At 72.2% G+C, this 26,357-nt stretch carries 23 protein-coding genes; 11 read left to right on the forward strand and 12 right to left on the reverse strand.

Annotated elements, in window-relative coordinates:
* On the reverse strand, positions 1–1,179 hold a 1,179-nt coding region (locus AB0B98_RS32120; protein WP_357367548.1), incomplete at its 3' end, for a hypothetical protein.
* 296 nt (positions 1,180–1,475) lie between these two features.
* On the opposite strand from AB0B98_RS32120, the gene AB0B98_RS32125 reads away from it, so the two are divergent.
* Both AB0B98_RS32125 and AB0B98_RS32130 read left to right on the forward strand, forming a co-directional pair.
* Complete coding sequence (locus AB0B98_RS32125; protein WP_357367550.1) at positions 1,476–3,422, forward strand: hypothetical protein; 1,947 nt, start codon at positions 1,476–1,478, stop codon at positions 3,420–3,422.
* Positions 3,422–5,218, forward strand: a complete 1,797-nt coding sequence (locus AB0B98_RS32130; protein WP_357367516.1) for a hypothetical protein — start codon at positions 3,422–3,424, stop codon at positions 5,216–5,218. The genes AB0B98_RS32125 and AB0B98_RS32130 overlap by 1 nt, the downstream gene beginning before the upstream one ends.
* Here AB0B98_RS32130 and AB0B98_RS32135 read toward each other — a convergent pair whose 3' ends face one another.
* The gene (locus AB0B98_RS32135; protein WP_357367552.1) at positions 5,219–7,105 is read right to left on the reverse strand and encodes a hypothetical protein; all 1,887 of its coding nucleotides are present in this window, start codon (positions 7,103–7,105) and stop codon (positions 5,219–5,221) included.
* A gap of 109 nt (positions 7,106–7,214) precedes the next feature.
* On the opposite strand from AB0B98_RS32135, the gene AB0B98_RS32140 reads away from it, so the two are divergent.
* Together AB0B98_RS32140 and AB0B98_RS32145 are read left to right on the forward strand one after the other, a co-directional pair.
* On the forward strand, positions 7,215–8,513 hold the full coding sequence (locus AB0B98_RS32140) for a PQQ-binding-like beta-propeller repeat protein (RefSeq protein ID WP_357367518.1): 1,299 nt from the start codon (positions 7,215–7,217) through the stop codon (positions 8,511–8,513).
* Positions 8,510–9,793, forward strand: a complete 1,284-nt coding sequence (locus tag AB0B98_RS32145) for a PQQ-binding-like beta-propeller repeat protein (protein WP_357367520.1) — start codon at positions 8,510–8,512, stop codon at positions 9,791–9,793. Before AB0B98_RS32140 ends, AB0B98_RS32145 begins: the two co-directional genes overlap by 4 nt.
* On the opposite strand, the gene AB0B98_RS32150 is transcribed toward AB0B98_RS32145, so the two are convergent.
* Positions 9,794–10,945: a peptidase C39 family protein gene (locus AB0B98_RS32150; RefSeq protein ID WP_357367522.1), complete on the reverse strand. Its 1,152-nt coding sequence runs from the start codon at positions 10,943–10,945 to the stop codon at positions 9,794–9,796.
* A gap of 142 nt (positions 10,946–11,087) precedes the next feature.
* Between AB0B98_RS32150 and AB0B98_RS32155 the strand changes: the two genes are divergently transcribed.
* The 4 genes from AB0B98_RS32155 to AB0B98_RS32170 all read left to right on the forward strand — a co-directional run bounded on the left by AB0B98_RS32155 (position 11,088) and on the right by AB0B98_RS32170 (position 13,930).
* Positions 11,088–11,756 carry a response regulator transcription factor gene (locus AB0B98_RS32155; RefSeq protein WP_357367524.1) on the forward strand — a complete coding sequence of 223 codons (669 nt, stop codon included), beginning with the start codon at positions 11,088–11,090 and terminating at the stop codon, positions 11,754–11,756.
* Positions 11,753–12,928, forward strand: coding sequence for a HAMP domain-containing sensor histidine kinase (locus AB0B98_RS32160; protein WP_357283985.1), 1,176 nt, complete (start codon positions 11,753–11,755; stop codon positions 12,926–12,928). Before AB0B98_RS32155 ends, AB0B98_RS32160 begins: the two co-directional genes overlap by 4 nt.
* 148 nt (positions 12,929–13,076) lie before the next feature.
* Positions 13,077–13,496 carry a VOC family protein gene (locus AB0B98_RS32165; RefSeq protein WP_357367525.1) on the forward strand — a complete coding sequence of 140 codons (420 nt, stop codon included), beginning with the start codon at positions 13,077–13,079 and terminating at the stop codon, positions 13,494–13,496.
* Entirely contained in the window at positions 13,493–13,930 is a 438-nt protein-coding gene (locus AB0B98_RS32170) for a VOC family protein (protein WP_357367527.1), read from the forward strand. Before AB0B98_RS32165 ends, AB0B98_RS32170 begins: the two co-directional genes overlap by 4 nt.
* 128 nt (positions 13,931–14,058) lie before the next feature.
* Here the strand turns inward: AB0B98_RS32170 and AB0B98_RS32175 are convergent, their stop codons facing one another.
* The 8 genes from AB0B98_RS32175 to AB0B98_RS32210 form a co-directional block, all read right to left on the reverse strand.
* Entirely contained in the window at positions 14,059–14,685 is a 627-nt protein-coding gene (locus AB0B98_RS32175; protein WP_357367528.1) for a dihydrofolate reductase family protein, read from the reverse strand.
* Positions 14,682–15,158 carry an SRPBCC domain-containing protein gene (locus AB0B98_RS32180; protein WP_357367530.1) on the reverse strand — a complete coding sequence of 159 codons (477 nt, stop codon included), beginning with the start codon at positions 15,156–15,158 and terminating at the stop codon, positions 14,682–14,684. Before AB0B98_RS32180 ends, AB0B98_RS32175 begins: the two co-directional genes overlap by 4 nt.
* The gene (locus AB0B98_RS32185; RefSeq protein WP_357367531.1) at positions 15,155–15,493 is read right to left on the reverse strand and encodes a metalloregulator ArsR/SmtB family transcription factor; all 339 of its coding nucleotides are present in this window, start codon (positions 15,491–15,493) and stop codon (positions 15,155–15,157) included. The genes AB0B98_RS32180 and AB0B98_RS32185 overlap by 4 nt, the downstream gene beginning before the upstream one ends.
* Before the next feature lie 161 nt (positions 15,494–15,654).
* A complete protein-coding gene (locus AB0B98_RS32190) occupies positions 15,655–16,473 on the reverse strand; it encodes a hypothetical protein (RefSeq protein ID WP_357367533.1) in 819 nt (272 codons plus the stop codon).
* Between the two features lie 170 nt (positions 16,474–16,643).
* Entirely contained in the window at positions 16,644–18,704 is a 2,061-nt protein-coding gene (locus AB0B98_RS32195; RefSeq protein ID WP_357367535.1) for a 3-hydroxyacyl-CoA dehydrogenase NAD-binding domain-containing protein, read from the reverse strand.
* Positions 18,701–19,897 (reverse strand): thiolase family protein, encoded by a 1,197-nt coding sequence (locus tag AB0B98_RS32200; RefSeq protein ID WP_357367536.1) that lies wholly within the window; start codon positions 19,895–19,897, stop codon positions 18,701–18,703. Before AB0B98_RS32200 ends, AB0B98_RS32195 begins: the two co-directional genes overlap by 4 nt.
* 262 nt (positions 19,898–20,159) lie before the next feature.
* Positions 20,160–21,488, reverse strand: a complete 1,329-nt coding sequence (locus AB0B98_RS32205; RefSeq protein WP_357367537.1) for a ribonuclease D — start codon at positions 21,486–21,488, stop codon at positions 20,160–20,162.
* Positions 21,489–21,583: 95 nt separating this feature from the next.
* Entirely contained in the window at positions 21,584–22,156 is a 573-nt protein-coding gene (locus tag AB0B98_RS32210; protein ID WP_357367539.1) for a DUF3000 domain-containing protein, read from the reverse strand.
* 149 nt (positions 22,157–22,305) lie between these two features.
* Between AB0B98_RS32210 and hemE the strand changes: the two genes are divergently transcribed.
* The 3 genes from hemE to hemQ are packed head-to-tail and all read left to right on the forward strand — an operon-like array spanning position 22,306 to position 25,571.
* Complete coding sequence (hemE, locus tag AB0B98_RS32215; protein ID WP_357367540.1) at positions 22,306–23,457, forward strand: uroporphyrinogen decarboxylase; 1,152 nt, start codon at positions 22,306–22,308, stop codon at positions 23,455–23,457.
* A 6-nt stretch (positions 23,458–23,463) separates the two neighbouring features.
* Positions 23,464–24,873 (forward strand): protoporphyrinogen oxidase, encoded by a 1,410-nt coding sequence (gene hemG, locus AB0B98_RS32220; protein ID WP_357367542.1) that lies wholly within the window; start codon positions 23,464–23,466, stop codon positions 24,871–24,873.
* Positions 24,870–25,571, forward strand: a complete 702-nt coding sequence (gene hemQ, locus AB0B98_RS32225) for a hydrogen peroxide-dependent heme synthase (protein ID WP_357367544.1) — start codon at positions 24,870–24,872, stop codon at positions 25,569–25,571. The genes hemG and hemQ overlap by 4 nt, the downstream gene beginning before the upstream one ends.
* Before the next feature lie 141 nt (positions 25,572–25,712).
* Here the strand turns inward: hemQ and AB0B98_RS32230 are convergent, their stop codons facing one another.
* Positions 25,713–26,192: a GNAT family N-acetyltransferase gene (locus AB0B98_RS32230; RefSeq protein WP_357367546.1), complete on the reverse strand. Its 480-nt coding sequence runs from the start codon at positions 26,190–26,192 to the stop codon at positions 25,713–25,715.
* Between the last annotated feature and the right edge of the window lie 165 nt (positions 26,193–26,357).

Genomic DNA, 26,357 nt, shown 5'->3' on the forward strand with positions numbered 1-26,357 from the left:
GGCGAAGCCGTGGTCCACCCAGGCAGCCGGGCCGGAGGCGAAGGCGTCGCTGTCGTGCCAGGTCGGCCCGCCGTGGATCTCGAAGACGGTGGGGACCGCCAGGCCGGGGCGCTCGACCAACAGGGGAGTGCCCGGCGGAACGGACAGGGAGCTGTCCCGGGTGGGCCGCCAGCTCAGCACCACCAGCGGCTGACCGGGCACCGGCAGTTGGTACGCCTGCAACGGGGTGGCCCGGTCGGCGGGTGAGACGACGGGCGCGCTCCCGTCGGCCGGTCGATAGATCACCGCCGTCATCGCGCCGGCGTCGGTGTCCCAGCTGAGCTGCTGCAACTCGGCCGCCTCGCCGCCGCCAAGGGCGACTTCGCCGAGCGAGCGTACGGTCAGCTTCGCCATCGGCCAGGACGTCGGCACCGAGCGCGGGGCGTCCTGGTCCCCGATCCGGCGGGGGATGCTGCCGAAGGGGCCCCGATCGCCGGACAGCACGCAGGTGTCCAGGCCGTTGAGCGCCCGCCGGCCCGTGCCGGACTCGTCGCGGACCAACGGGTAGCGCGGGTCGACGGTGCCGGTGCCCAGGTCGAGCAGCCGGTCGGCGGCCCGCCCACGGGGGAGCGACTCGGTGGTCCGCAGCGTCGCGGTCACGCCGACGGCGGTGCAGGACGGCACGTCGACCGGTGCGCTGAGACCGTCGGCGATGGTCAACGTCCGGTCCTGTGGCCCGAGGAGGCTCTGCACCCGGGCCGAGACCAGGTAACGCCGGCCGCCGGTCGTCTGCACCGGCAGCACGTCGGAGTAGACCAGGTAACCCGGATCGGTGTACTCGCTGGCGCGGGTCACCGCGTACCGGTCGCCCTCGCGGGTCAGTTGCAGCAGCCAGGACGCGCTTTCGCCGGGTACGTCGGCGGCCACCAGCGCCACCGAGGCACCGTCGACCCGACCGGAGAAGAGGATGCCCGAGGAGGGCAGGTGCGCGCGGTCGTCGGCCGGCGACCGCCAGCCCCGGACCGCAGCGGTGACTGCCGCCGTCGCCGTGGCGTCCCCGGAGAGGTCGCCCCGGGGCGGCCACACCGCGAGGGTGCCGTCCAGGCTGTCGTACCCGACCCGAAGGTCCTGCGGCTTCCGCTCGGCTACCGGGCCGCAGGCCGTACCGGCCAGTAGCGCGCTCAGCAGGACGGGAAGCACCCTGCCGTACCGACGGCCTGGAGTCACCTGATCCGCCCCCGATCGCCTCGCCGTCGCTGTCGGAAAGCGCCATAGTACGAGATGTCCGATGCGGCACCTCAGTTGGCCGGCATCCGAACCACCACAATGGACAGCACCGGGGGTTTAGGGCGTTTTGGTTGCTCCGGTAGACTCCGCCGACTGTGACGCCTGCCGAGTCCCGCGCCCTGCCCGCGCCGCACCCGGAGGCGGCAGTCGACTCCGCCGAGCTGGTGAGCTACCGCACACCGGCCGGCCTCTTCGCCGGCCCGCCCGCGCTGACCGCCCCCACCACAGCGCCGGCCGAGCCCACAGCGCCGGCCGCCCCCACCACAGCGCCGGCCGAGACCGCAACGCCGGCCGAGACCGCAACGCCGGCCGAGCCCGCAACGCCGGCCGAGCCCGCAACGCCGGCCGAGACCGCAACGCCGGCCGAGCCCGGAGCGCCGGCCGAGAGCGCGGCGCCGACGCGGGCGTGGTGGCGGCGGTGGACCCGGCGTCGGCAGCACCTGGCGGTGGGTGGACTGTTCCTGCTCGCCGCACTCTGGGTGACCAGCCGGATCTGGCTGGACCCCTCCGGTCGGGTGGCCTCGCTCTACACCGGTGACCCGGCGCAGGTGCAGTTCTTCCTCGCCCACTCGGTACGCGTGGTGCTGCACGGCGAGTACCCGTTCTACACCGAGCAGTTCAACTACCCCGACGGCGTCAACCTGATGGCCAACACGGCTGTGCTGGCGCTGGGCATCCCGATGGTCCCGGTGACGCTGCTCTTCGGGCCGGCGGTCTCCTTCGTGGTGCTGGTCACGCTCGGTCTCGCCGGCACCGCCATGGCCTGGTACCTGATGCTCTCCCGCCACCTGGTGCGTACCCCGCTCGCGGCGGCGGTCGGCGGCTGGTTCTGCGGGTTCTCGCCCGCGATGCTCTCGCACGCCAGTTGGCACCCGAACATCATCAGCCAGTTCCTGCTGCCGTTCATCGTGTGGCGGGTGCTGGTGCTCACCCGGTCCGTAAAACCGGTGCGGGACGGGGCCCTGCTCGCCCTGCTGGTCACCGCGCAGGCGTTCATCAACGAGGAGATCCTGCTCTTCACGGCGCTGGCCTGCGGCGTCTTCCTGCTGGCGGTGCTCGCTCAGGAGCCGGCCCGGTGGCGGGCGGCGTGGCGACCCCTGGGCGTCGGCGTGATGACCTGCGCGCTGCTGGCGGGGGCGCTGCTGGCGTACCCGCTCTACGTGCAGTTCGCCGGGCCGATGGCGTACCACGGGCTCAGTGACGCGGTGAAGGACTACGGCAACGACATCGCCGCCTTCTTCGCCCCCGGCTCGCCCACCCTCGGCGGCAACCAGCGGGCCAACATCAACCTGGCGCCGAACTACTCCGAGGAGAATGCCTTCTTCGGCTGGAGCCTGTCGATGCTGGCCATCGGCATCGTGGTCTGGCTGCGCCGGGAGTTGATCGTTCGGGCGCTCGCGGTGACCGGCGTGTTCTTCGCCGTGCTCTCTCTCGGCGAGGGGGTCTCCTGGTGGGACCGCGAGCTGATCACCGGGCCGTGGCAGTGGTTGGTCCACCTGCCGCTGCTGGACGCGGTGGTGCCGACCCGGTTCGGGCTCATCACCAGCGTGGTGATCGGCCTGCTGCTGGCACTCGCCGTCGAGCGGGCCTGGGCGCTACGCCCGGCCGACCGTCGTACCGTCCACGTGCTCACCGCCGCGGGCCTGGCCTTCGCGCTGCTGCCGATCGCACCGATGCCGCTGCGGATGGTCTCCCGGCCACCGGTGCCGGACTTCATCACGGCGGACCGGTGGCGGGCGTACGTCGGGCCGGACCAGACGCTGGTGCCGATCCCGGTGCCCAGCATGGGCAACACGCACGGCATGCGCTGGGCGGCGGCCACCAACCTCGACTTCAAGATCCCCGGCGGTTACTTCCTCGCGCCCCGCAACGGCAACACCGGTGACGCGGGCCGGTTCGGCGGTCGTCCCAGCGGGGTGGGTCAGATGCTGGAGGAGGTGGCGACCACCGGCCGTACGCCAAAGCTTGACGACCGGCAGCGTCGCCGCTTCACCGACGAGCTGCGGCACTGGCGCGCGGCGATCCTGGTGCTACCGGTGCGGCAGCAGAACGCCGAGCCACTGCGACGTACCGTCGAGGAACTGGTCGGTCCGGGCCGCCAGGAGTTGGACGTCTGGGTCTGGGACGTCCGGACGATCAGCGACCGTTCGGTCTGATGACCGCCGGGACGACGTCCCCGAACATCTCGCCCCCGGCGACGGTCGGCGCGTCCCGCTCGGCCTGGCTGCGGGACGCGCTGGTGGTCGCCGGCTATCTGGGCCTCGCCGTGCTGGTGACCAGCGGGCAGTGGGGTCACCAGTGGCGGCTGTTCCACCAGGCGGGTGACCAGATCCTCTTCGAGTGGATGCTGGCGCACGCGGCTCACGCGGTGGTCGAGGGGGAGAACCCGCTCTTCAGCACCGTGTTGAACGCGCCCGACGGGGTCAACCTGATGGCGAACACCTCGGTGCTCGGCCTGGGTGTCCCGCTCACCCCGGTCACAGTGCTCTTCGGCTCGCAGGTGGCGTTCTGCGTGGCGGTCGTCTGCTGCCTCGCCGGGACGGCCGTCGCCTGGTACGTGCTGTTGCGTCGCCGGCTGGTCGGTAGCCGGGCCCCGGCCGCGGTGGGTGGGCTGATCTGTGGCTTCGCCCCGGGCATGATCGCCCAGGCGGGCGCCCACCTGCACATCGCCGCCCAGTTCCTGGTGCCCGCGATCCTCGCCCTGGTGTTCCGGCCGGCCGCGGAGACGACGCGAGACGGCGTGTGGCGGCCCGGCGTCGGCCTGGGGCTGCTGCTCGTCTGGCAGGTCTTCATCGGCGAGGAGGTGCTGGTCTTCCTGGTGCTCGCGGCCGGCGTATTCGCGCTGGGTTACGCGCTCGCCGACCGGGTGGCCGCACGGCGGTTGGCACCGGCCCTCTTCGGTCGACTGGCGGTGGCGGCCGGCGTGGCGGCGGTGCCGCTGGCGTACCCGCTGTGGTTCCAGTTCCACGGCCCGCAGCACTACTCCGGGATGGCGTTCGCCACGCAGGGCTTCCAACTGGACGTCGCCTCGTTCACCGCGTCGGCCCGGCAGACGGTGCTGGGTGACGACTGGTTGCCGGGGCTGCTCTCGCCGAATCCGACAGAGGAGAACTCGTTCTTCGGCCCGGGTCTGCTGGTGCTCGCCGTGGTGATCGTGATCTGGCAGTGGCGACGACCACTGGTGCGGGCACTGGCCGCCTGCGGCGTGGTCTTCGCCCTGCTCTCGCTCGGCGACGAGTTGCGGGTGGACGGCGCGGCCACCGGCATCGCGGGGCCGTACCGGCTGGTCGGCGGGCTGCCGTTGCTCGATCTCGCTGTGCCGGCCCGGTTCGCGCTGGTCTGCGTTCCGGTGCTGGGTGTGCTGGTGGCGCTGTCAGTGGACCGGGTCCGGGCCGCGCGGAGGCCGAACGTGGCGCCGGGTCTACCGGTGCGACTGCTGTGGGCCGGCGCGGTCGCCGCCGCGTTGCTGCCACTGTTTCCGACTCCGATCCGCGTGGTGCCGGTCGCGCCGGTGCCGGCGTTTCTCGCCGCCGGTGGCTGGCGTCCGCTGGTGCCGCCCGGTCGGACGGTGGTCGCTGTGCCCCCGGTCACCGGTGCCGGGCGCAGCCCGGTGATGCTCTGGTCCGCCCGTACCGGACTGGGGTTCGCCGCGCCGGGTGGTTACTTCATCGGCCCCAGCGGCCCTGACGACCCGGCGGCCCGCTGGGGCGCGCCGGACCGGCCCACGTCGGTGCTGCTGCGGCAGGTGGCCGAGACCGGAGCGGTGCCGGTGCTCACCGACGCCGACCGCCGCCGGGCCGTCGAGGACCTGCGGCACTGGCGTGCCGCGGTGGTCGTACTCGGGCACCTGGAGCACTCTGACCCGGTCCGCCGGACCGTCGACGACCTGCTCGGCCCGGGCCGACCGGTCGACGGCGGATGGTTGTGGGACGTCCGGGACCGGGTCGGCTGACTAACCCACCAGGGCCCGCACGTCCCAGACCCAGACGTCGTCGACCCGCTGCGGTGGCCCGAGCAGGGCGGTGACCAGCTCACGGAGCACCGCCTCGCGGGGGTGCGCCCCGAGCACCACCACCGACGCCCGCCAGAACCGCAGGTCCTCGACGGCCTGCCGGCGGTTCTCGTCGGTCAGCGCCGGAAGCGTGCCGCTGTCCATCGTGGCGTAGATGAGGGAGCTGGTCGGTCGGTTCGGCGCACCGAAGACCCCCTCACCCAGCTCGTTCGGGCCGATGAAGTAGCCGCCCGGAACGGGGAACTCCTGCCCGGTCAGCGCACTCCACCGCAGCGTCGGCAGACCGTGCACGTTGCTCGGGATCGGCACCGGCACCAGGGTTCGACCCGCCGGCACGTACGGCCGCCAGCCGCCCGCGGTGATGAAGTGCGGCGGCGGGTCGATCTGCTGGGCGGGCAGCGGGCGGGGGAAGAGCGGCAGCACGGCGAGCGCGACCGCCGCGTACCCCACCGGGCGCAGCCAACGGCGGCGCGTGACGGCCGGCGCGGCCGGCTCGTCGTCGGACGTCGCCGAGGTCGTCTCGGGCACCCGCTGGGCCGGCACCCGCGGCCGGTCGGCCACCGCGCGCCCCTGGCGGTGCGCGGCGTCCCAGGTCAACGCGAGCAGTACGCCCACCGCGGCGGCGACCACCAGCGTCAACCGGGTCGGCATCATCATCTCGACCAGCGGCAGGTCGTCCGACACGTACGACCACGGGCCGCGCACGCCGGTCTCCACACCGTTGAAGCGCACGAACGGCCCGATCGCGGCAACGCTGAACACCACGATGAGCACCGCGGCGATCCGGGCGGCCAGCGAGCGGCGTACGAGCAGCACCAGAGCCACCACAGAGAGCAGCACCAGCGGCCAACCGAACCAGGTGTTCTGCTCGGTCAGCCCGATCGTCTTCTCCACGGCCGGGTCACCGGCCCAGGTGTCCCGGGCGAAGGTGACGAAGGCGACCAGGTCCTCGCCCCAGTTGTGGAACACGCCGCCCTGCAGGCCCCGGTAGGACTGCGGGCCGTTGAACTGGAACCAGATCGGGTAGGCGGTGAGCACCAGGGCCAGCCCACCGGCGACGCCGAGCCCGGCCAGGAACGTGCCGGCTGAGGCCCGGGTGGCCCGCGGCCGCTGCACGGCGTACGCCAGCACGATGACCAGGCAGGCCAGCGCGGTGAGCAGCAGCATCTCCTCGTTGATGAAGATCTGGTACGCCACCAGCGCACCGAGCACGAGCCCGTTGCGTCGCCACCGGCCCGGCTCACCCAGGGTCAGCACCCGCACCACGATCAGCGGGAGCAGGAAGTTGGAAACGAAGTTCGGTTGGCCGTTGGCGTGGTGGATGATTCCCGGCGCGAAGCCGAGGAACGCGCCGCCGACGAACGCCGCCGCCCGGGAGCGCACCAGGTGGCGGGAGAGCATCCAGTACCCGGTGCCGGCGGTGGCCGCCAGCGCCGCGCCCAGGTAGAGCGAGTACATCACCTGGGGGCCGAGCAGCATGGTCAGCGGGGCCAACGGCAGCGTCACCCCGAGCAGCGAGGTGTTGGCCATCATGTTCACCCCGTCCGGGGCGTTCTGACGGGCCGTGAACAGCGGGTTCTCCAGGTGCCGCACCGAGTACTCGCCGTGCGCGAACAGCCACTCGAACCAACTGTGGTCGGTGGGCAGGTGCGAGGAGACCCGGCCGTTGACGTCACCCCAGTAGTTGAGGCAGACGAAGACGCCCAGCAGCACATAGGCTCCGAGGGCCAACAGGTCGGCTCGGGCCGGACGGCGTCGAGGCCGCCGTGTCGACTCGACCTCGGCCGGGTCGGCGTCGGTCACGGGAATCAGCGAAGGGTCTACCACCGGCACAGCCACGACGCGCCATCGTACAGGCGGGGTTCCGTCGCTTTTGCCGGGCCGGTGCGCTGACTGTCGGTTTGCCGGAGAGTGACCCGTCGGCCAGCCTTACCTGGTGACGGAGGAACGGTCGTTGTCGATCATCGAGCTGGGCGAGATGCGCGACGAGCCCGTGCCGGCACCTCCGGTGCGCCGCCCGCGCGCCGTTGGTCGCCCGCTGCGCAGCGCGACTGTGCTGTTTCTCAGCCTGGTGGTGCTGGCCGGCGCCGCGCCGGCAACGCGGCGAACGGTGAGCGTGGTGCCGGCCTCGCGGATGGCCACCGCGTACCTGGCCGGGGACGGGGTCTACGTCGTCGATCCGCCGGCACCCGACGGGGCCCGGTACCTGACCGCGTACGCCCAGCCGGCACCGACCGGTGCTGAGGTGCGGCGGCGGTGGCAGGCGCCGCTGGCCCGCACCGGCAACTATCTCGACGTCCGGGTCGAGCAGGGGTTGGTGCTGGCGTTGGCGGTCGGCGCCCCCAACCGGTTGTTCCAGACCACCGCCTTCGACATTGCGACGGGCCGGCAACGCTGGCAGCATCCCGGCGCTCCCCAGCCGACGCCCGGCGGTGGCCTGCTGGTGACCAATGGCCAAGAGGACGGGTCGGGCGCGATGAGCGGCGTGGAGCCCGACATCGGCCTGGTGCTCTGGTCGGTGCCGATCCCGCCGGCCGCCAGCCCCACCTACCACCTCACTCCCGAGGGGCAGGTCGACCGGTTCGTGCTCCTGCAACCGACCGGCGAGGTGCAGGTGCACGACGCCGGCACCGGCCAACTGCTGCGCAGCATCGACACGCTGCCCGGTGACCGGTCGGCGTACCAGCGGGTGCAGATCGTCGACGACCTGCTGCTGCTCGTCCCGCCGGGCAGCACCCGGCTGGTGAGCTTCGGGCTGGCCGAGTTGGAGCCACTGTGGACCTCGGAGGTGACGCTGGTGTCGCATGTGCTCGAATGCGGCGGTCTGCTCTGTGCGGTGCCGCAGACAGGCGGCCTCCAGGTGCTCGACCCGGGCACCGGCGCCGTGCGGTGGTCGGAACCGGGCCAGGACGTCCTGGCCAACGTCCGGTACGGTCGGCTCCTGATGGCCAGACCCGGCCAGGGGTACGCGGTGCGGGACGCGGCCACCGGGCAGATGCGGACCGAGCTGGGCGCGTGGAGTCTGATGCCGGTGCTGCGGCCGGACGACCCGCTGGTCGGTGTGCGGCGGGGTGACGACGGTCGGATGGTCGTCGCCGAACTGGACCTGGTGGCCGGCCGAACGCGCATCGTCGACGTGCTGCCGGGCATCGCCGGCAGTTGCCAGGCGTCCCTGCCGGTCCTGCTCTGCCAGCGCCTCGACGGCACTACCGCTCTGTGGAGGTTGACGCGGTGACCGACTCGGTGATCGACCTCGGCGAGCTGCGGGACGACCCGGACCCGGAGTCGACGCCGCGCCCACCTCGCGCTCACGGTCGCCCGCTGCGCTCTGCGCTGGTCATGGTGCTGGCGTTGGTCACGCTCGCCGCGTCCGCCGTCGTACCGCCTCGGCGGGCCCCGGTGACGCTGCCGGGCCGGCCCGGATCCGATGTCATGATCGACGGTGATCTGCTCCTCGTCATGGAGCCGGCCAGTACCGAAGCGCGGCAAGCGCGGCTCGCCGCGTATCGGCTGCCCGGCGTCGAGCCGGTCTGGCAGGTGACGCTGCCGGCGCAGGCTCGGTACTGGGGGATGATTCCGCTCGCCGGGATGCTGCTGGCCACCGGGTACGAGATCGGCCCGGAGGGTCGGGAAACACTCACCGTCGCACTGGACCGGGCGACCGGGGCGTACCGGTGGCAGCAGCCGGGCGCCGTCTCCAAGCTGACCGACGGCAACCTGCTGCTGCGCAACGGCGGCGAGACCGAACCGTCCAGTTTGCGCGCTGTGGATCCGTGCTGCGGCACCGTCCGCTGGGAGCTGTCCGGCCTCAGCCCCGACATGAGGGTGCGGGACACCGGGCTCGGGGTGGACCGGGTGGTGCTCAACCAGTTGGACGGGCCGGTCGAGGTACGCGACGCGAACACCGGCGCGGTGCTGGCCCGCGCCGACCTGCGCCCACCCGACGGTGGTCGGATCGGACTGGACCTGTCGAACGACCTGCTGCTGGCCCTCGACAGAGGCTCGGGCACTGTCACCGCGTACGAGCTGGACCAGCTCAAGCCCCGCTGGACCCGCGCGAGGGTGCACATCGACTTCGCGCTGGACTGTGGACCCGTCCTGTGTCTGCGCACCGGCAACAACGAGTTGCAGGCGCTAGACCCGGCAACCGGCGAGGTGCGCTGGCGCAGCAGCCAGTGGGGGTGGGCCTGGCCGACCGACGGCCGGCTGATGGCCAACATCAGCGGCGTCGGTCCGTCGGAGCAGTACGTCGTGCTCGATGCGCTGACCGGCCAGCAGTTGGCCGACCTGGGCCGGTGGGAGCTGTACCAGCTAGGTGTTGGCGGCCGGCTGCTCGGCCTGCGCCGGCATCCCGACGGAGGGGTGCTCGTCGGCGAGCTGGACATCGCCGCCGGAAAGGTGCACATCGTGGACGTGCTGCCCGATGTCACAGGGGGGTGTCAGGCGGTCACCGGCTACCTGGTGTGCATCGCCACCACCACCGGCTCCTACCAGCTCTGGAAACTGGCCGGCTGATCACCAGTTCGCCTGGGTGGGGGGCGGGGGCAGCGGCGTCGACGAGGGCCGCAGCACGTACGCCACCCCGCCGCTGCCGCGTTGCCAGACCGCCTCGAACCCCTGCCGGGGCACGGTGCGACGGACCGCGTCGTCGTCCGGGGCGTACGGGTCGTTGAGCACCGGGTCGCCGTCGGCGGTGAAGCCGACAAGCACCATCAGATGCCCCCCGGTGTCGTACCCGAGCCCCGGCACCTCGTCGGCCCGGAACGCGGCGGAGACGATCAGGGGGATGCCGGCGGCGACGAATGCCTCCGCCTCGACCAGCGACCGCAGCCGGGTGACGAACGCGTCCACCCCGTGCAGTCCGGCGTACGCGGTGTTGAACGGCCAGTTGCCGGCCCCGGCGTACGTGTGGTCGTAGCAGTGCCGGGCGGCGTGGACGACCACCGGACGCGGGCCGGACGGCTCCACCCAGGCGTAACGGTCCGGCGTCGGCCCGGCGTCCCAGTAGGCGAGCACCATCGAGGTGCAGGTGGGGCTGCACCAGGAGTCCCCGCCACCGCCCCACTGCGGGTACTGGCCGGCGTGCAGCCGCTGCGAGTAGCGGGGCACGTCCAACACCCGGCCCCAGGCTGCGGACGGGACGGGCTCTCCCGCGTACCAGTGGTGAGCCGTCGTGGGGCCGGTGGCGACCGCGCCGATGCTGCGCAGCACCGGGCCGGTCGGGCTGCCGGCGGGCCGGCACAAGGTCACCCGCGCCTGCCACCCGGTGACCGTCGCTCCGGTCACGATCAGGGTGTCGGTGTCGACCCGGGCGGCGCTGTCGCGCTGTCCGGGCAGCGAGGTGCGTCGTACCGTGTGGTCGTCGGCGGCCCAGTGGGCCAGGCGGTACCAGTCGGTGCTGGGTGCGTCGTCGTGCCAGCCGCGCAGGTCGACAGCGATCCAGCAGCCGTCCGGGGTGTCGGCCGTCCAGGACGGGACCACCTCGGCGACGGCGAAGCCGACAGCTACCGGCGGCGACGTCCAGGTGCCCTGCGGGGCGACGCCGTCGAGGGTGAGCCCTCGACCGCTGGCGAGCAGGCCGTCGCCGCTGCCGCTGGCCGTGTCGGCCGGCAGGTGGAAACCCCGGTAGGCGATGTCTCGACGGGTGGGTGGTGCCGCAGTGGTCATGCCAGGTCCGTCCGTCGCTCGATACCGCCGGCCAGCATCGCGTACGCCGCGGTGGCCCGCAACGCCGGCCGGCGCGGACGGCGAGGGACGATGGTTGCCGGCCGGCACTAGGTTGTCGGTGGTCAGCAGCGAGGAGGCCGGGATGCGGGTACTGGTGGTCGAGGACGAGCGCAACCTCGCCGACGCGATCGCACGGGGGTTGCGCAAGCGGGGGATGGCGGTCGACGTGGCGTACGACGGCGACGCCGGCCACGAGGCGGCGTTCATCACCAGGTACGACGTGGTGGTGCTCGACCGCGACCTGCCGGGTGTGCACGGCGACCAGATCTGCGCCGACCTGGCGGCCTCCGGCGCGTTGACCCGGGTGCTGATGCTCACCGCCAGCGGCACCGTGGCCGACCGGGTGGAGGGGTTGCAGCTCGGCGCTGACGACTACCTGCCTAAACCGTTCGCCTTCGACGAACTGGTCGCCCGGGTGCAGGCGCTGGGCCGGCGGGCCACACCGGCCGCGCCGCCGGTGCTCGAACTGGCCGACCTGGTGCTCGACCCGGCCCGCCGGGTGGCCACCCGCGCCGGGGTGCCGGTGGACCTCACCAACAAGGAGTTCGGTGTGCTCAGCGAACTGCTCAAGGCGCGGGGCGCGGTGGTCTCCAGCGAGGAACTGCTGGAACGGGTCTGGGACGCGAACACCGATCCGTTCACCACCATCGTCCGGGTCACGGTGATGACGCTCCGGAGGAAGCTTGGTGACCCGCCGTTGATCGAGACGGTGGTCGGTGCGGGCTACCGCACCGCCGAGGTGAGCGCATGAGCCGGCGGTTGCGACCCACCCTGCGGTTGCGGCTGACACTGCTCAACGGGGTGCTGCTGATCGGCGCCGGAGCGATCCTGGTGTTGCTGGCCTGGCTGCTGGTCCGCGACGCGTTGCGGCCCACCGACGAGTTGGTGCCCGGCACGATGGTCCTGCTCTCCGACGGCCGGCAGATGGACGCCGCCCAGTGGCAGCGGCAGTTGGTCGATGCCGCCTCCGGGGAGCTGCTGGCCAAGGGCCTGGTCGCGCTGCTGGCGATCAGCGTGGTGGGGGTGGCCGGCGCGTACGCGGTGGCAGGTCGGGCGTTACGTCCACTGCACCAGGTCACGGCGACCGCCCAGCGGCTCGGTGAGGCGACCCTGGACCAGCGGATCGGTTACTCGGGCGCCGACGACGAGGTGGCCGAGTTGGCCAAGACGTTCGACGCCATGCTGGACCGGATCGCGTCCGCCTTCGAGGCCCAGAAGCGCTTCGTGGCGAACGCCTCGCACGAGCTGCGTACCCCGCTCGCCGTGATGCGGACGGAAATCGACGTGACGCTCAGCGACGACGACGCGGACACCGCCGAGTACCGACGGATGGCGACAGTGGTCCGCGACGCCTCCGAGCGGGCCAACGGCCTGGTGGACGCACTGCTGGTGCTGGCCCGCAGCGAGGCGCAGGCTGGGCGGCAACTGGGCCGGCGTACCGAGTGTGACCTCGCCGCGGGCACCGCCAACGCACTGTCGGCGATGCGCCGCGAGGTGGAACGGATTGGCCTGCGGGTGCAGACGTCGCTGGAGTCGGCGCCGGTCGTCGGCGACCCGGGGCTGCTCGACCGGCTGGCCGGGAACCTGATCGAGAACGCGGTCCGCTACAACCACCTGCACGGGCGGCTCTGGGTGCGTACCGGCACCGACGGTGACCGGTCCTGGCTGGTGGTGGGGAACACCGGTTTCGAGGTGGACCAGGCCGACGTGCCGGGGCTGTTCGAGCCGTTCCGCCGTGGTGGCCGGGAACGCACCGGAGCCCGTGGCTCCGGCCTGGGGCTGTCCATCGTCCGGGCGGTCTGCACCGCGCACGGCGGCGCCGTACGGGTGGTCGCGCAGCCCGGCGGTGGCCTGGAGGTGACTGTCACCCTGCCGTCGTCGGACGCCCCGGCCGTGCCCGCGACGGTGTCCGTCGCCGGCTGATCGGGGTTGCGCGCCCCGCTCGGCCGGTGGCAAGATCGCCGGGTCAGCTCGGAGAGTGGAAGGGGGTGCGTTGATGTCCATCAGTCAAGGCTCCGCACCCCGGGTCCTCGCAGGCTGACCCCCGGCGGCGGAGCGTCCCCATCCGAAGATGGAGAGACCACCCGTGCATCCACGGATCCGCAACATCAGTTTCGACTGCCACGACACGTACACCCTGGCCGGCTTCTGGTCGGCGGTGCTCGGCTACGCCCGGCTCCCGGAGGACGTTCCGGGTGACCCGGAAGCTGCCCTGCTGCCGCCGGACGGTGCCACGCCGAACATGTTCTTCCAAGCGGTGCCCGAGGACAAGGTGACCAAGAACCGGGTCCACATCTGCCTGGAACCGGTCGACCGGACCCGCGACGAGGAGGTCGAGCGGGTGCTCGGCCTCGGGGCCACGATGGTCGCCGACCAGCGGCGCACCGACGGGACGGGCTGGGCGGTTCTCGCCGACCCGGAGGGGAACGAGTTCTGCGTGCTCCGCAGTGCCGGGGAGCGGGTCGACACCACTGTGGAGGACCAGGCATGAGTTCGACGATTCACAACATCAGCATCGACTGTCACGACACGTACGCCCTCGCCGGCTTCTGGGCGCAGGTCTTCGACTGCCCGCGGCAGCCCGACGACTTTCCCGGCGACCCGGAGGCGATGCTTCTGCCGCCGGGTGGCCCGGAGGTGCTGTTCATCGCGGTGCCCGAGGGCAAGTCCGTGAAGAACCGGCTGCACCTGGACCTGCAACCCGCCGACCGCACCCGGGCCGAGGAGGTCGAGCGGCTGCTCGGCATCGGCGCGACGCTCGTCGCCGACCACGTCGGCCCGACCGGCGGCGGTTGGGTGGTGCTCGCCGACCCGGAGGGCAACGAGTTCTGCGTGCTCGGCAACGCCGCCGAGCGGGCCGCAGCGGCAGCGGCGCGGGCAGCGGCGGCGGCGCTCGCCACGTCGGAGGTTGCCGAACCGGCCTGATGGTCGACGTACGGCACCGGGGCACCGGCCACCTTCGCGTGGCCGGTGCCCCGGCTTCCCGCTGTCGGGGCGGGACCTGATCGCGAGATTCAGGCGGTGGCCGGGCCGTGTCGTGTCGTGTCGGGTGACTAGACGAAGGCTGTCGCGCCCTCGTACTGCGCCGTCGGGGCGGTGCCGACATGCTCGTACTCGAGCAGGAGCAAGCCCTTCGCCGTCGCTTCGTGGTGAACCAGTCGGAGGCCGACGGATGCGTTCGGGTGGTCGAGCAGCCGCCGCCCGGAGCCGGCCACGGTGGGGGCCATGACGAGTCGGAGGGTGTCGACGAGGCCAGCTGACAACAGAGCCTTGCCAAGCCGTGCGCTTCCGTGAATCTGGAGCTCCCGTCCTGGCTGCGCCCTGAGCTCCCCGACGCTGTGGACCGGGTCGCCGTGGAGCACTGTCGTCGGGTGCCAACCACCCTCCGTCAGGGTGTTGGTCACGACGTACTTCGGTAGTGAGTTCATCCGTTTAGTGAACGGATCGTCCGGGTCGGTGATCTGCGGCCAGTCGCGAGCGAACGCCTCGTAGGTCCGCCGTCCGAGCAGCAGACCGTCGGCGAGACCCAACCACTCCGAGGTACGGCGGACGAAGACCTCGTCCAGGTAGGGCACGAGCCAGCCGCCCAGGGCGAAGCCGCCGCTCGTGTCCTCGGTCGGCGAGCCGGGCCCCTGGCTGACGCCGTCGAGAGTGACGAACTCGGTAAGGACGATCTTCACAGCGCCTCCTGGCCCTCGGCGAGCCCGGCGAGTTGTTCGGTGACCGAGCCCCAGCCGTCCGCGAAGCCGATCTTCTCGTGAAGGTCACGAGCGGCGGGATCACCGTGACGGACGAGGATCCGGTAGTCAGTGCCGTCCGGATGATCCTTCATGGTGATCTCCGCGGTCATCGGGACCGGGGTTGGATGCGCGGGCCGCCAGGCGCTGTCGATCACGTTGGTGAACACGATCCGTTCGAGATCGTCGACGACGAGGAAGCACGCGTCGAGGTGCGGGACGAACTCCACCCCGTCCTCGCTCAGTCGGGTCACGAGTCCGCCACCGGGCCGGACGTCCAAGCGATCGACGCGGCACAGGGCCGGCGCCGGTATCCACCACTTCTCGAAGCGGGACGGATCGGTCCAGGCGCTCCACACGGCGGCGAGAGGTGCGCGGATGACCCGCGCCATGCTCAGGTCCAGGTCGGGATTCATTGCTGGTTCTCCTGCTCATCGGTGACGAGGCGTTCCAGGCGATCCGTGCGCTCCTCCCAGATCCGGCGCTGCTCCGCGAGCCAGTCGTCGACGACAGCGAGGCGCTCGCGGTTGAGCACGCAGGTGCGCACCCGGCCGGACTTGGTCGTGTGGATCAGTCCGTTCGACTCGAGCGTCTGCACGTGCTTCATGAACGAGGGAAGGGTCATCGGAAATTCGCGGGCGAGGTCGCCGACGCTCGCCGGACCGTGGCCGAGGCGGCGGATGACCCAGCGCCGGGTCGGGTCAGCGAGGGCGACGAACACGCCGTCGAGCTGCGCCGAATACTGTGCCATGCGGCTAAGTGTTGCGGGAGATGACACTTAGCGCAAGGGCAAAGTATTGGCGGCCGCAGGGAGTGCGCTGACGTGCCGCCGCCGGTCGGTTGGCGTGCTTCAGGAGAAGCAATCGGGGCCCCGGCCACCCGAAGGTGGCCGGGGCCCCGGTCGCGTACGGATCAGGACTGCTGCTCGACCTGGCCCCGGATCGCGGTGAACTCGGCCTTCGCCTGGTCGGCGGACTTGAAGTACATCACCACCATGCCCAGGCTGCCCCGGTCGGCCCAGACGCAGATGCCCAGCGGCACGGTCTCGGCCTTGCCGTCGCCGCAACGCGCCTCACCGCCGAGCGGGCCGGCGTCGACGGCCGTCATCGTGTCCACCGTCAGCTGCTTGGACAGGCCGTCCACATAGGCGTCCAGCTCCTTCTTCGGGTCCGACAGCAGCCCGGACACGCCCGCGATCATGACGAGGTCCTGCTTGGTCGGGTCGCCGTAGAAGGCCGCGATGGTGCTCGTCTCGTTCCCCGCCGCCGTCTTCATCCCGGCGACCGCCTGCTCGGCAGCACTCTGGAGTTCCGGGTTGGTGAGCTTCGGCCGGCCGGCGAGGGTGGTCGGCGCGACGACCCGGGTCTTGCTGGCGTCGAGCACGTCGTTCACCGGCCCCTTGGCGACGAACCAGATGATCGCCGCGCCGCCGACGCAGAGCACCAGCACGACTGCCAACACGATCAGCACGATCTTGCCGACGTTCGACTTCTTCGCCGGGGGCGGGCCGCCGGCCAGGTTCGGGTCACCGTACGGCTGACCCGGTTGCGCGGGCGGAAAACCGGTCTGCGCGGGCGGGAAGCCCGGCTGCGCGGGTGGGTAGCCAGCGGGCTGCTGCGGCTGTCCCTGCTGCTGCGGCGGCGGCCACCCGCCAGGCTGCTGGCCCGGCTGCTGCGACGGGTCGGGGGAATCGTGCGGCGGGCCGTAGGGATTGGCCGGCGGCTGAGACATCAGTCAGCTCCAAGATGGGGTTGCAAAACGCGTGATCCTAACCCGGCGCGATGCCCGCCGCGGTCCCCGCGAAAACCCGCATCCCGCAATCGTCTGATCACAAACGGTCGCGGTGGCCGGTCCGTCCGATAGGGACGGTCCGACCACCGCGACCGTGGTGCTGCGATCTGTCAGGCGGGCAGGCTCGCCGCGCCGGGCGGCAGGAACCGCTGGCCGGTGACCCGCTCGGAGGTGCCGGTCCGGTCCAGGTACGGCGTGACGCCGCCCAGGTGGAACGGCCAGCCGGCGCCCAGGATCATGCACAGGTCGATGTCCTGCGCCTCGGCGACCACGCCCTCGTCCAGCATCAGCCGGATCTCCTGCGCGAGCGCGTCGAGGGCGTTCTGGCGTACCTGCTCGGCGGTCAGCGGCTGGTCACCGACCACGAGCAGCTTGGCGACCTCCTCGTTGACCTGGTCGTCGACCACGATCGGCTGCCCGGAGTCGGCGATCCGCTTGAGGTTCTCGCTGACCCCGAACCGGTCCGGATACGCGGCGTGCAGGGTGCCGCCCACGTGGTACGCGACGGCCGGCCCGACCAACTGGAGCAGGGCCAGCGGACGCATCGGCAGGCCCAGCGGGTCCAGTGCGCTGTTCGCCACGTCCAGCGGAGTGCCCGCGTCGACGGCGGCGAAGACGGTGCCCAGGAAGCGGGTGAGCAGCCGGTTCACCACGAACGCCGGAGCGTCCTTGACCAGCACGCTCGACTTCTTGAGCTGCTTGCCCACTGCGAACGCGGTCGCCAGGGTGACGTCGTCGGTGCGCTCGCCCCGGACGATCTCCAGCAGCGGCAGCACCGCCACCGGGTTGAAGAAGTGGAAACCGACCACCCGCTCCGGGTGCTCCAACTCGGCGGCCATCTCGGTGATCGACAGCGAGCTGGTGTTGGTGGCGAGCACCGCCTCCGGAGAGACGATCTTCTCCAACTCGGCCCAGACCTGCTTCTTGACGCCCAGGTCCTCGAAGACCGCCTCGATGACGAAGTCCGCATCCGCGAAGGCGCTCTTGTCGACAGTGCCGCTGACCAGGCCGTACAGCTTGGCGGCGGTGCCCTTGTCCATCCGGCCCTTGGTGACGGCCTTCTCGATCTGGGTGTGCACGTAGCCGACGCCCTTGTCCACCCGGGACTGGTCGAGGTCGGTCATCACCACAGGCACCTGGAGGCGGCGGGCGAACAGCAGCGCCAGCTGGCTGGCCATCAGACCCGCGCCGACGATGCCGACCTTGGTGATCGTGCGAGCCAGGCCCTTGTCCGGTGCGCCGGCCGGGCGCTTGGCCCGCCGCTGCACCAGGTCGAACGCGTACAGGCCGCTGCGCAGCTCCTCGGAGAAGACCAGGTCGGCGAGGGCCTCGTCCTCGGCGGCGGTGCCGGCGGCGAAGTCGCCGTCCTTCGCCGTCTCCAGCAGGTCGAGCGCCTTGTACGCGGCCGGGACCGCGCCGTGCAGCCGCTGGTTCAGCGTCTCCCGGGCGAAGTAGAGCACGCCCGCCCACATGTCCTTGTCGACGGCGGGCCGGGTCACGGTGACCTGACCCCGGACCACGCCGGCAGCCCACTCCAGGGACCGCTCCAGGAAGTCCGCCGGCTCCAGCAGGATGTCCGCGATGCCCAGCTCGGCAGCCTGCTTCGGCTTGAGCATCTTGTTCTGCATCAGCGGGTTCTGGATGATCACCTGGGTCGCCGCGGGGATGCCGATCAGGTTCGGCAGCAACTGGGTGCCGCCCCAACCGGGCACCAGACCGAGGGAGACCTCGGGCAGCGCGAGGGCTGCCGCGCCGCCGGAGAGCGTCCGGTAGTGGCAGTGCAGCGCCAGCTCCAGGCCACCGCCCATCGCCGCGCCATTGACGAACGCGAAGGTGGGGACGCTGCTGTCCTTGAGCCGGGCGAAGACCCGGTGGCCGAGCCGGCCGATCTCCAGCGCCTGCGCGCGATCGGCGAGCTGCGGCAGGCCGACGATGTCCGCGCCCACGCAGAAGATGTACGGCTTGCCGGTGACCGCGATGAACGCCGGGTCGGCGGCGAGCGCGGCGGTGATCGCCTCGTCCAGGCTGGCCAACCCACCCGGGCCGAAGGTGTTCGGCTTGGTGTGGTCGAAGCCGTTGTCCAGCGTGATCAGGGCGGCGGGCCGGTCCAGCCCCGGCACGTTCACCTGGCGCAGGAGCGCCCGGGTGACGACCTCGTTCGGTGCCTTCACTTGTTGCCACCCTCCCAGTGCGGGTTCTCCCAGATGACAGTGCCGCCCATGCCGATGCCGATGCACATCGCCGTGAGGCCGTACCGGACCTCGGGGTGCTCGGCGAACTGGCGGGCCAGCTGCGTCATCAGCCGCACGCCGGAGGAGGCCAGCGGGTGACCGATGGCGATAGCGCCGCCCCACGGGTTGACCCGCGCGTCGTCGTCGGCGATGCCGAAGTGGTCCAGGAAGGCGAGCACCTGCACGGCGAACGCCTCGTTCAGCTCGAACAGGCCGATGTCGTCGATGCTGAGCCCGGCGAGGCGCAGCGCCTTCTCCGTCGACGGGATCGGGCCGACGCCCATCACCTCCGGCTCGACTCCGACGAAGCCGAACGACACCAGCCGCATGGCGACCGGCAGGCCCAGCTCGCGGGCGGTGGCCTCGTCGGCCAGCAGACTCGCGGTGGCACCGTCGTTCAGGCCGGCCGCGTTGCCCGCGGTGACCTTGCCGTGCGGGCGGAACGGGGTCTTCAGGGTGCCGAGCTTCTCCAACGAGGTGTCCCGCGGGGCCTCGTCGACAGTTGCCAGGCCCCAGCCGCCCTCCGCGTCGCGGATCGACATCGACACCAGGTCGTCCTGGAGCTTGCCGTTGGCGTACGCCTTGGCGGTCTTCTGCTGCGAGGCGAGCGCGAACGCGTCGGTGCGTGCCTTGGTGATGTGCGGGACCAGGTCGTGCAGGTTCTCCGCGGTGGCGCCCATCACCAGCGCGGACGGGTCGACCAGCTTCTCCGCGATGATGCGCGGGTTGGGGTCGACGCCCTCACCCATCGGGTGGCGGCCCATGTGCTCGACGCCACCGGCGATGGCGATGTCGTACGCGCCCATGGCGATGCCGCTGGCCACCGTGGTGACCGCTGTCATCGCCCCCGCGCACATCCGGTCGATGGCGAAGCCGGGGACGGTCTTGGGCAGCCCGGCCAGCAGGGCGGCGGTGCGGCCGATGGTGAGGCCCTGGTCGCCGATCTGGGTGGTGGCCGCGATGGCGACCTCCTCGACCCGCTCCGGGGGCAGCTGCGGGTTGCGACGCAGCAGTTCCCGGATGCAGCGGATCACCAGGTCGTCGGCGCGGGTGTTGGCGTACATGCCACCCGCCTTGCCGAACGGGGTGCGGACGCCGTCGACGAAGACGACGTCGCGAACTTCACGGGGCACTTGAGCCTCCTATTCGACCGTGATTCGGCCTTCGCGCCGGGCGGCACGCCGGACCGGAACAAGGGTCGCCGACACGGGCACGTTTCCCTCGGATGCTACTCGCCAGTAACCAACCCCGTCCCCACCCCCGCCTGTGGCCCACCCCACACCACCCCCGATCCGCCAGCCCTCGTCGATCATGAAGTTGTTGTCGGGACACGCCGGTCCCGATGGCAACAACCTCATGATCAACGGCAGTGGGGTGGGGGTGGGGTGGGGTGGGTTAGGGGGGTGGGGTTTTTGGGGTCAGGGCTTCGGTCAGGTCGGGGATGAGGAGGGCGATCTGCCACTCGCGGGCGTTGAGGCCGCGGAGGGTCTCCGCCACCGACTCCTCGGTGATCTCCTCCGGCGGGGTCCAGGCCAGCCGGCGGACCGAATCCGGAGTGATCAGGTTCTCCGGCGGAAGGTTGTGCTCACCGGCGATGCGGATCACGACCTCCCGGCAGCGGGCCAGTCGACCGGCCGCCACCGGGTCCCGCTCAGCCCATCGGTGCGGCGGAGGCGGGCCCTCCACCGCCGGCGAGACCGGCAGGGAATCCTCCGGCAGCTGCCGGGCGTCGTCGAGCGCGGCGAGCCAGGTGCGGGCCAGCCGACGGACCGACCGACCACCGAAGCCGGGCAGGGTCAGCAGGGTCTTCTCGTCCTTCGGGTCCAGCTCGGCCGCGGCGATGATCGCCGAGTCGGGCAGCACCCGACCGGGAGCGGCGTCCCGTCGGGCCGCGATCTGGTCCCGCGCGTACCACATCGAGCGGACCCGGGCCTGGGCCCGCGCCCCCCGCAGCCGGTGGATGCCCGAGGTGCGCCGCCACGGCTCCGCCCGAACCCGGGGCGGGCGTGCCCCGGTGCGGACCAGCGCGGCGAACTCCTCAGCGGCCCAGGCCGACTTGCCCTGCCGGGTCAACTCGGCGTCCAGCGCGTCGCGCAGGTCGGTGAGCAGCTCAACGTCGAGGGCGGCGTACGTCAACCACGACTCGGGCAGCGGTCGGCTCGACCAGTCGGCCGCCGAATGGTGCTTCTCCAGTGTGAACCCGAGCAGCTGCTCGGTGAGCGCGGCCAGCCCGACGCGTTCGAACCCGGCCAGCCGAGCCGCCAGCTCGGTGTCGAACAGTCGGCGTGGACGCAACCCCACCTCGGCCAGGCAGGGCAGATCCTGGCTGGCCGCGTGGAGGACCCACTCGGCCTCACCGATCACCGCGTCCAGCGCGCTGAGGTCTGGCAGGGGCAGCGGGTCGATCAGCGCGGTGCCCGCACCGGCCCGGCGTAGCTGCACCAGGTACGCGCGCTGGCTGTAGCGGTAGCCCGAAGCCCGTTCGGCGTCCAGGGCGACCGGGCCGGTGCCCGCCGCGAAGCGGGCCACGACCTCGGCAAGCTCGGCCGGGGCGGCCACCGGATCGGGGGTGCCGTCACGCGGGGCGATCAGCGGAACGGGCCCACCGTCGGCCGGGTCGGCCCCCTCGCCCGCCGGCTGCGGCTGGGCCGACGGCGGGTGCTGGGGTGCGTTTCCCGGAAGTTCTTCGGTGGGCCGACGGCGCAGGGGTGGTTCGTCGGTCACCTGCCAACCCTAGTGCGCGCGGAGATCCGGCGGGTGCAGCCGGTCCGGCGTGTGTCGATCAGGTGTCCGCAAAGTGTCCTCCCGAGGGCCGAACGTCAGGCTGCGCCGGCCGGGCGGCGGTCGGAGAGGGCGGTGACGCCGGGTGGGGGGAGACCGGCGGTGGAGGCGAGCAACGCGCACCAGCCGAGCAGGTGTGGGGTCAGGTCGTCGTCGATCGGCGTCCAGGACGCGCGGATCTCGATGTCACCGATGGTCGGCGGGCCGGCGAGATCGCCGAACCGGGTCGACATGGTCTGCGTCACCGTTCCGCCGATCGCCCGATGGCCGGCGTCCTGGGTGTCCAACGCGTCGGTCAGCCACGTCCAGCCGACCCCTGGCAGCAGCGGATCGGCGGCCAGATCGACCTCCAACTCGGCGGTCACGTAGGTGACCAGCCGCAGGGTGCCCTGCCACGCCTCGTGCCCGACCGGGTTGTGCAGCAGGATCAGCCGGCCGGTCGCCACCTCGTCGTCGTCGCGCAGCACTGTCGCGGCGAGCGCGAACGCGTACGGGGCCAGCCGCTGGGGGGCGCCGACCTCCTCCAGGGTGATCTCCGGCCGGGGGGCGGCCGACCGCAGCCCGGCGACCGCTCGGGCGAACGTCTCCGGGAGCGCGATCGGGGGGGCCATGTCGGCAGCCTATGCCGACGCCCGCCCCCCGCTTCGACGGCGCGCCGACGCTCACCGAGGGGCCCTCGCTTCGACGCCGAGGTAAGGAACGGTGCCCTTCCTCTCACCCCCACCCTGTCGGGGGTGGCGGGCGTGGCACGATTGCGGCGATGACCACGGACACCACGGGCACTGTCGCCCGAGACGGAGAATCCCGCCCCGGCGGACCGGCCGACTCGCCCTTCATCCGGGCCTGCCGACGTCGGCCCGTCCCGCACACCCCGGTCTGGTTCATGCGCCAGGCCGGCCGCTCCCTCCCGGAGTACCGGGAGATCCGGGCGAGCGTGCCGATGCTGGAGTCCTGCCGGCGCCCGGAGCTGGTCACCGAGATCACCCTCCAGCCGGTGCGCCGCCACGGCGTGGACGCGGCGATCCTGTTCAGCGACATCGTGGTGCCCGTCGCCGCGGCCGGAGTCGACCTGGACATCGTGCCGGGCACCGGCCCGGTGGTCGCCGAGCCGATCCGCACCGCCGCCGACGTGGAGCGGATCCGCCTGATCACCCGCGACGACGTCTCGTACGTGGACGAGGCGGTCCGGCAGTTGGTGATCGAGCTCGGGGACACCCCACTGATCGGTTTCGCCGGTGCGCCGTTCACCCTGGCCAGCTACCTGGTCGAGGGCGGGCCGTCGCGCACCCACGCGAAGACCAAGGCCCTGATGTACGGCGATCCGGAGCTGTGGCACGCGCTCTGCGCCCGACTGGCCGAGGTGACGCTGGCCTTCCTGCGGGTGCAGATCGAGGCCGGCGTCTCCGCCGTGCAGCTGTTCGACTCGTGGGCCGGCGCGCTCTCCGAGGCCGACTACCGCCGTTTCGTGCTGCCGCACTCCACCACCGTGCTGAGCGGGTTGGCCGACGACTACTCCGGGTCGGGGCGCGGCGACGGAAGCGCCGAGCCGGAGCAGTCGTACGCCGGGGTGCCCCGGATCCACTTCGGGGTGGGCACCGCCGAGCTGCTCGGCGCGATGGGCGAGGCCGGGGCCGACGTGGTCGGGGTCGACTGGCGTACGCCGCTGGACGTGGCCACCGGCCGGATCGGCGCGGACAAGGCGGTACAGGGCAACCTGGACCCGTGCGTGCTGCTCGCGCCGTGGCCGGTCGTCGAGGCCGAGGTGCGCCGCATCCTGGAGCAGGGCCGGGCGGCCCCCGGGCACGTGTTCAACCTCGGCCACGGGGTGCTGCCGGAGACCGACCCGGAGGTGTTGACCCGGGTGGTCGCGCTGGTGCACGAGCTGTCCAGCCGCCGAGCCGACCAGGGCTGACCGGGAATGCGGCGGCCCTGGCGGGTGGCGGTGGTCGGCGGCGGGATCGCCGGTCTGGCCGCCGCGGTCCGCCTGCGCGACAGCGCACCGGCCGGCACCGAGATCACCGTGTACGAGCAGTCCGGTGTGCTGGGCGGGAAGCTACGCACCGGGGAGCTGGCTGGTCAGCCGGTGGAGTTCGGCGCGGAGTCGTTCCTGATGCGCGACCCGACCGGCGCCGAGAGCGCGGCGGTGGCGTTGGCCCGCCGGCTCGGGCTGGCCGAGAAGATCGTGCACCCCACTGTGGGGCAGGCCGCGTTGGTCATCGACGGAGGGCTGCGCCCCATCCCGGGCGGCACCCTGGTGGGCGTACCCGGGGATCTGGATCGGGTGGCCACTGTCGCCCGCCCGGCCGCGGACGCCGACACCGACGGCGGTCGGCCGCTGGTCGGGCCGGACGCTGACGTCTCGGTGGGCGCGCTGGTCCGGTCCCGCTTCGGCGACGAGGTGGTCGAGCGTCTGGTCGACCCGATGCTGGGCGGCGTGTACGCCGGCCGCGCCGACGATCTTTCGCTGGTCACGACGATGCCGGCGCTGGCCCGCACGGCCCGGGTGGAGCACACACTGGTCGGCGCGGTCCGGGCCGCCCAGGCCGCCGCACCGCGTGCGCCCGGCGCCCCGGTCTTCGGGACCCTCGCCGGTGGGCTGAGCACCCTGGTCGAGGCGGCGGTGACGGCCAGCGGCGCGACGGTACGGCGAAACGCCGCAGTGCGCGAGTTGACAGCGACCGACACGGGTTGGCGGCTCACCGTCGGCCCGACCCGTGACCCTGTACTGGTCGACGTGGACGCGGTGGTGCTGGCGGTGCCGGCGCGACCGGCGGCGCGGCTGCTCGCCGGCCCCGCGCCGGCGGTGGCGGCGGGCGTCGGTGCGCTGGACTACGCGAGCGTCGCGCTGGTCACCATGGCGTTGCCGCAACCGCGACTGCCCGAGCTGTCCGGCTTCCTGGTGCCGAGCACCGAGGGCCTGCTGATCAAGGCGGCGACCTTCTTCACCACCAAGTGGGGGCACCTGCGCCAGCCGGACGGGTTGGCACTGGTGCGCGCCTCGGTGGGCCGCTACGGCGAGGAGGCGCACCTTCAGCGCCCCGACGCGGACCTGGCGGCCACCGTGCACCGCGAGTTGTCGGCGGTGCTCGGCACCCCGCTGCCCGCCCCGGTCGACGGGCACGTGCAGCGGTGGGGCGGTGCGCTGCCGCAGTACGCGCCGGGGCACGCCGACCGGCTCGCCGCCGCGCGGACGGCGTTGCGGGCAGCGCACCCCACAGTGGTCCTGGCCGGCGCCGGTTACGACGGCGTCGGCATCCCGGTCTGCGTCCGCTCCGGCGAGACGGCGGCCGAGGAGATCATCACAGCACTGGGAGGATCGGCGAGATGACCGAGCAGACCAACGCGGCCCGGTTGCGGGAGCTGAACGACAGCATCCGCTACACCATGTGGTCGGTGTTCCGGGCCAGTTCCCCGCTGCCGTCGCTGCGGGACAACGTCACCGGTGAGGTCGAGTCCCTCTTCGAGGAGCTGGCCGGCAAGGACGTGGTGGTCCGGGGCGTGTACGACGTCTCCGGGCTGCGCGCCGACGCGGACGTGATGATCTGGTGGCACTCCGCGTCCCCCGACGCGCTCCAGGACGCTTACCTGCGGTTGCGCCGCACCACGCTGGGTCGGGCGCTGACCCCGGTGTGGTCGCAGATGGCGCTGCACCGGCCGGCGGAGTTCAACAAGAGTCACATCCCGGCGTTCCTGGCCGGTGAGGAGGCTCGCCCCTACATCTGTGTGTACCCGTTCGTCCGCTCCTACGAGTGGTACCTGCTGCCCGACGCCGAGCGGCGCGAGATGCTGGCCGAGCACGGCAAGTTGGCCCGCGGCTACCCGGACGTGCGGGCCAACACGGTCGCCTCGTTCGCGCTCGGCGACTACGAGTGGATGCTCGCCTTCGAGGCCGACGAACTGCACCGAATCGTCGACCTGATGCGGGACCTGCGCGCCTCCGGCGCCCGCCGACACGTCCGCGAAGAGGTCCCGTTCTACACCGGCCGCCGCCGTTCGGTAGCCGAGATCGTCAACTGCCTGGTCTGACCCACCCACCCCGCCCCTCGCCCCGCCCCGCCCTCGCCGATCTTGCGGTTTCTGTCCCGGCGAAAAGGGCATAAGCCGCGATCGGGCGACCGAAAGTGCAAGATCGCGGGAGGGTGGGGCGGGGGTGCGGCGCGGCGCGGGTTAGAGGGGGCGGAGCATGACTTGTTCGCCGTCGGGCGTCAGGTTGCCCGGCTCGTCGGTCATCCGGAAGCCGGCGCGGCGGTAGAGGGCCTTCGCTCGCGCGTTGTCGAGCCTGACGTTGAGCCTCAGCCGGGTGGCGCCGCGCTCGTGGGCCCACTGCGCCACCTCGTTCACCAGGCGGTCTGCGACACCCGTGCCGCGGGCGTCGGGGTGCACCCACATCGAGATCAGGTCCATCATCAGGGGGTCCGGTGTGGGTACACCGCTCGACATCCCGACCGGGTGCCCGTCCAGGACGGCCACCAGGTTGTGTGAGTTGGGGATGCTCAGCCGGTCGCGCCAGCGTTGCTCCCGGTCGCCGTCGCCCTGCCAGTCGGCGAGCCGGGAGCCGAACGCCCCCGGTGCCTCGGTGAGGGCGGCCAGCCGCAGTTCACGCCAGGTGGGCCAGTCGTCGGGGGTGAGCACCCTGATCTCGATCATGCGGGGATGGTGCCCGGACGGACTGGCGGGCACCACCGCATTTCCCACCGGCCGGGGGCGGCCCCCCCCCCCCCCCGGGCGGGGGGGGGGGGGGCCCACGGGGGGGGGGGAGAGACCCAAGGGGACAGGGTGGGGGCGGGGGACGAGCCCCGAACAACAACAAGA

This window comes from Micromonospora sp. NPDC048947 (assembly GCF_040649495.1).
GTDB classification, from domain to species: domain Bacteria; phylum Actinomycetota; class Actinomycetes; order Mycobacteriales; family Micromonosporaceae; genus Micromonospora; species Micromonospora alfalfae.

Bases quoted from the DNA above. Each gene is read 5' to 3' on its own strand.
- AB0B98_RS32130 (WP_357367516.1), top strand. From the start codon at position 3,422: ATGACCGCCGGGACGACGTCCCCGAACATCTCGCCCCCGGCGACGGTC.
- AB0B98_RS32150 (WP_357367522.1), bottom strand. From the start codon at position 10,945: ATGACCACTGCGGCACCACCCACCCGTCGAGACATCGCCTACCGGGGT.
- AB0B98_RS32155 (WP_357367524.1), top strand. From the start codon at position 11,088: ATGCGGGTACTGGTGGTCGAGGACGAGCGCAACCTCGCCGACGCGATC.
- AB0B98_RS32160 (WP_357283985.1), top strand. From the start codon at position 11,753: ATGAGCCGGCGGTTGCGACCCACCCTGCGGTTGCGGCTGACACTGCTC.
- AB0B98_RS32165 (WP_357367525.1), top strand. From the start codon at position 13,077: ATGGAGAGACCACCCGTGCATCCACGGATCCGCAACATCAGTTTCGAC.
- AB0B98_RS32170 (WP_357367527.1), top strand. From the start codon at position 13,493: ATGAGTTCGACGATTCACAACATCAGCATCGACTGTCACGACACGTAC.
- AB0B98_RS32180 (WP_357367530.1), bottom strand. From the start codon at position 15,158: ATGAATCCCGACCTGGACCTGAGCATGGCGCGGGTCATCCGCGCACCT.
- AB0B98_RS32185 (WP_357367531.1), bottom strand. From the start codon at position 15,493: ATGGCACAGTATTCGGCGCAGCTCGACGGCGTGTTCGTCGCCCTCGCT.
- AB0B98_RS32190 (WP_357367533.1), bottom strand. From the start codon at position 16,473: ATGTCTCAGCCGCCGGCCAATCCCTACGGCCCGCCGCACGATTCCCCC.
- AB0B98_RS32210 (WP_357367539.1), bottom strand. From the start codon at position 22,156: ATGGCCCCCCCGATCGCGCTCCCGGAGACGTTCGCCCGAGCGGTCGCC.
- hemE (WP_357367540.1), top strand. From the start codon at position 22,306: ATGACCACGGACACCACGGGCACTGTCGCCCGAGACGGAGAATCCCGC.
- hemG (WP_357367542.1), top strand. From the start codon at position 23,464: ATGCGGCGGCCCTGGCGGGTGGCGGTGGTCGGCGGCGGGATCGCCGGT.
- hemQ (WP_357367544.1), top strand. From the start codon at position 24,870: ATGACCGAGCAGACCAACGCGGCCCGGTTGCGGGAGCTGAACGACAGC.
- AB0B98_RS32230 (WP_357367546.1), bottom strand. From the start codon at position 26,192: ATGATCGAGATCAGGGTGCTCACCCCCGACGACTGGCCCACCTGGCGT.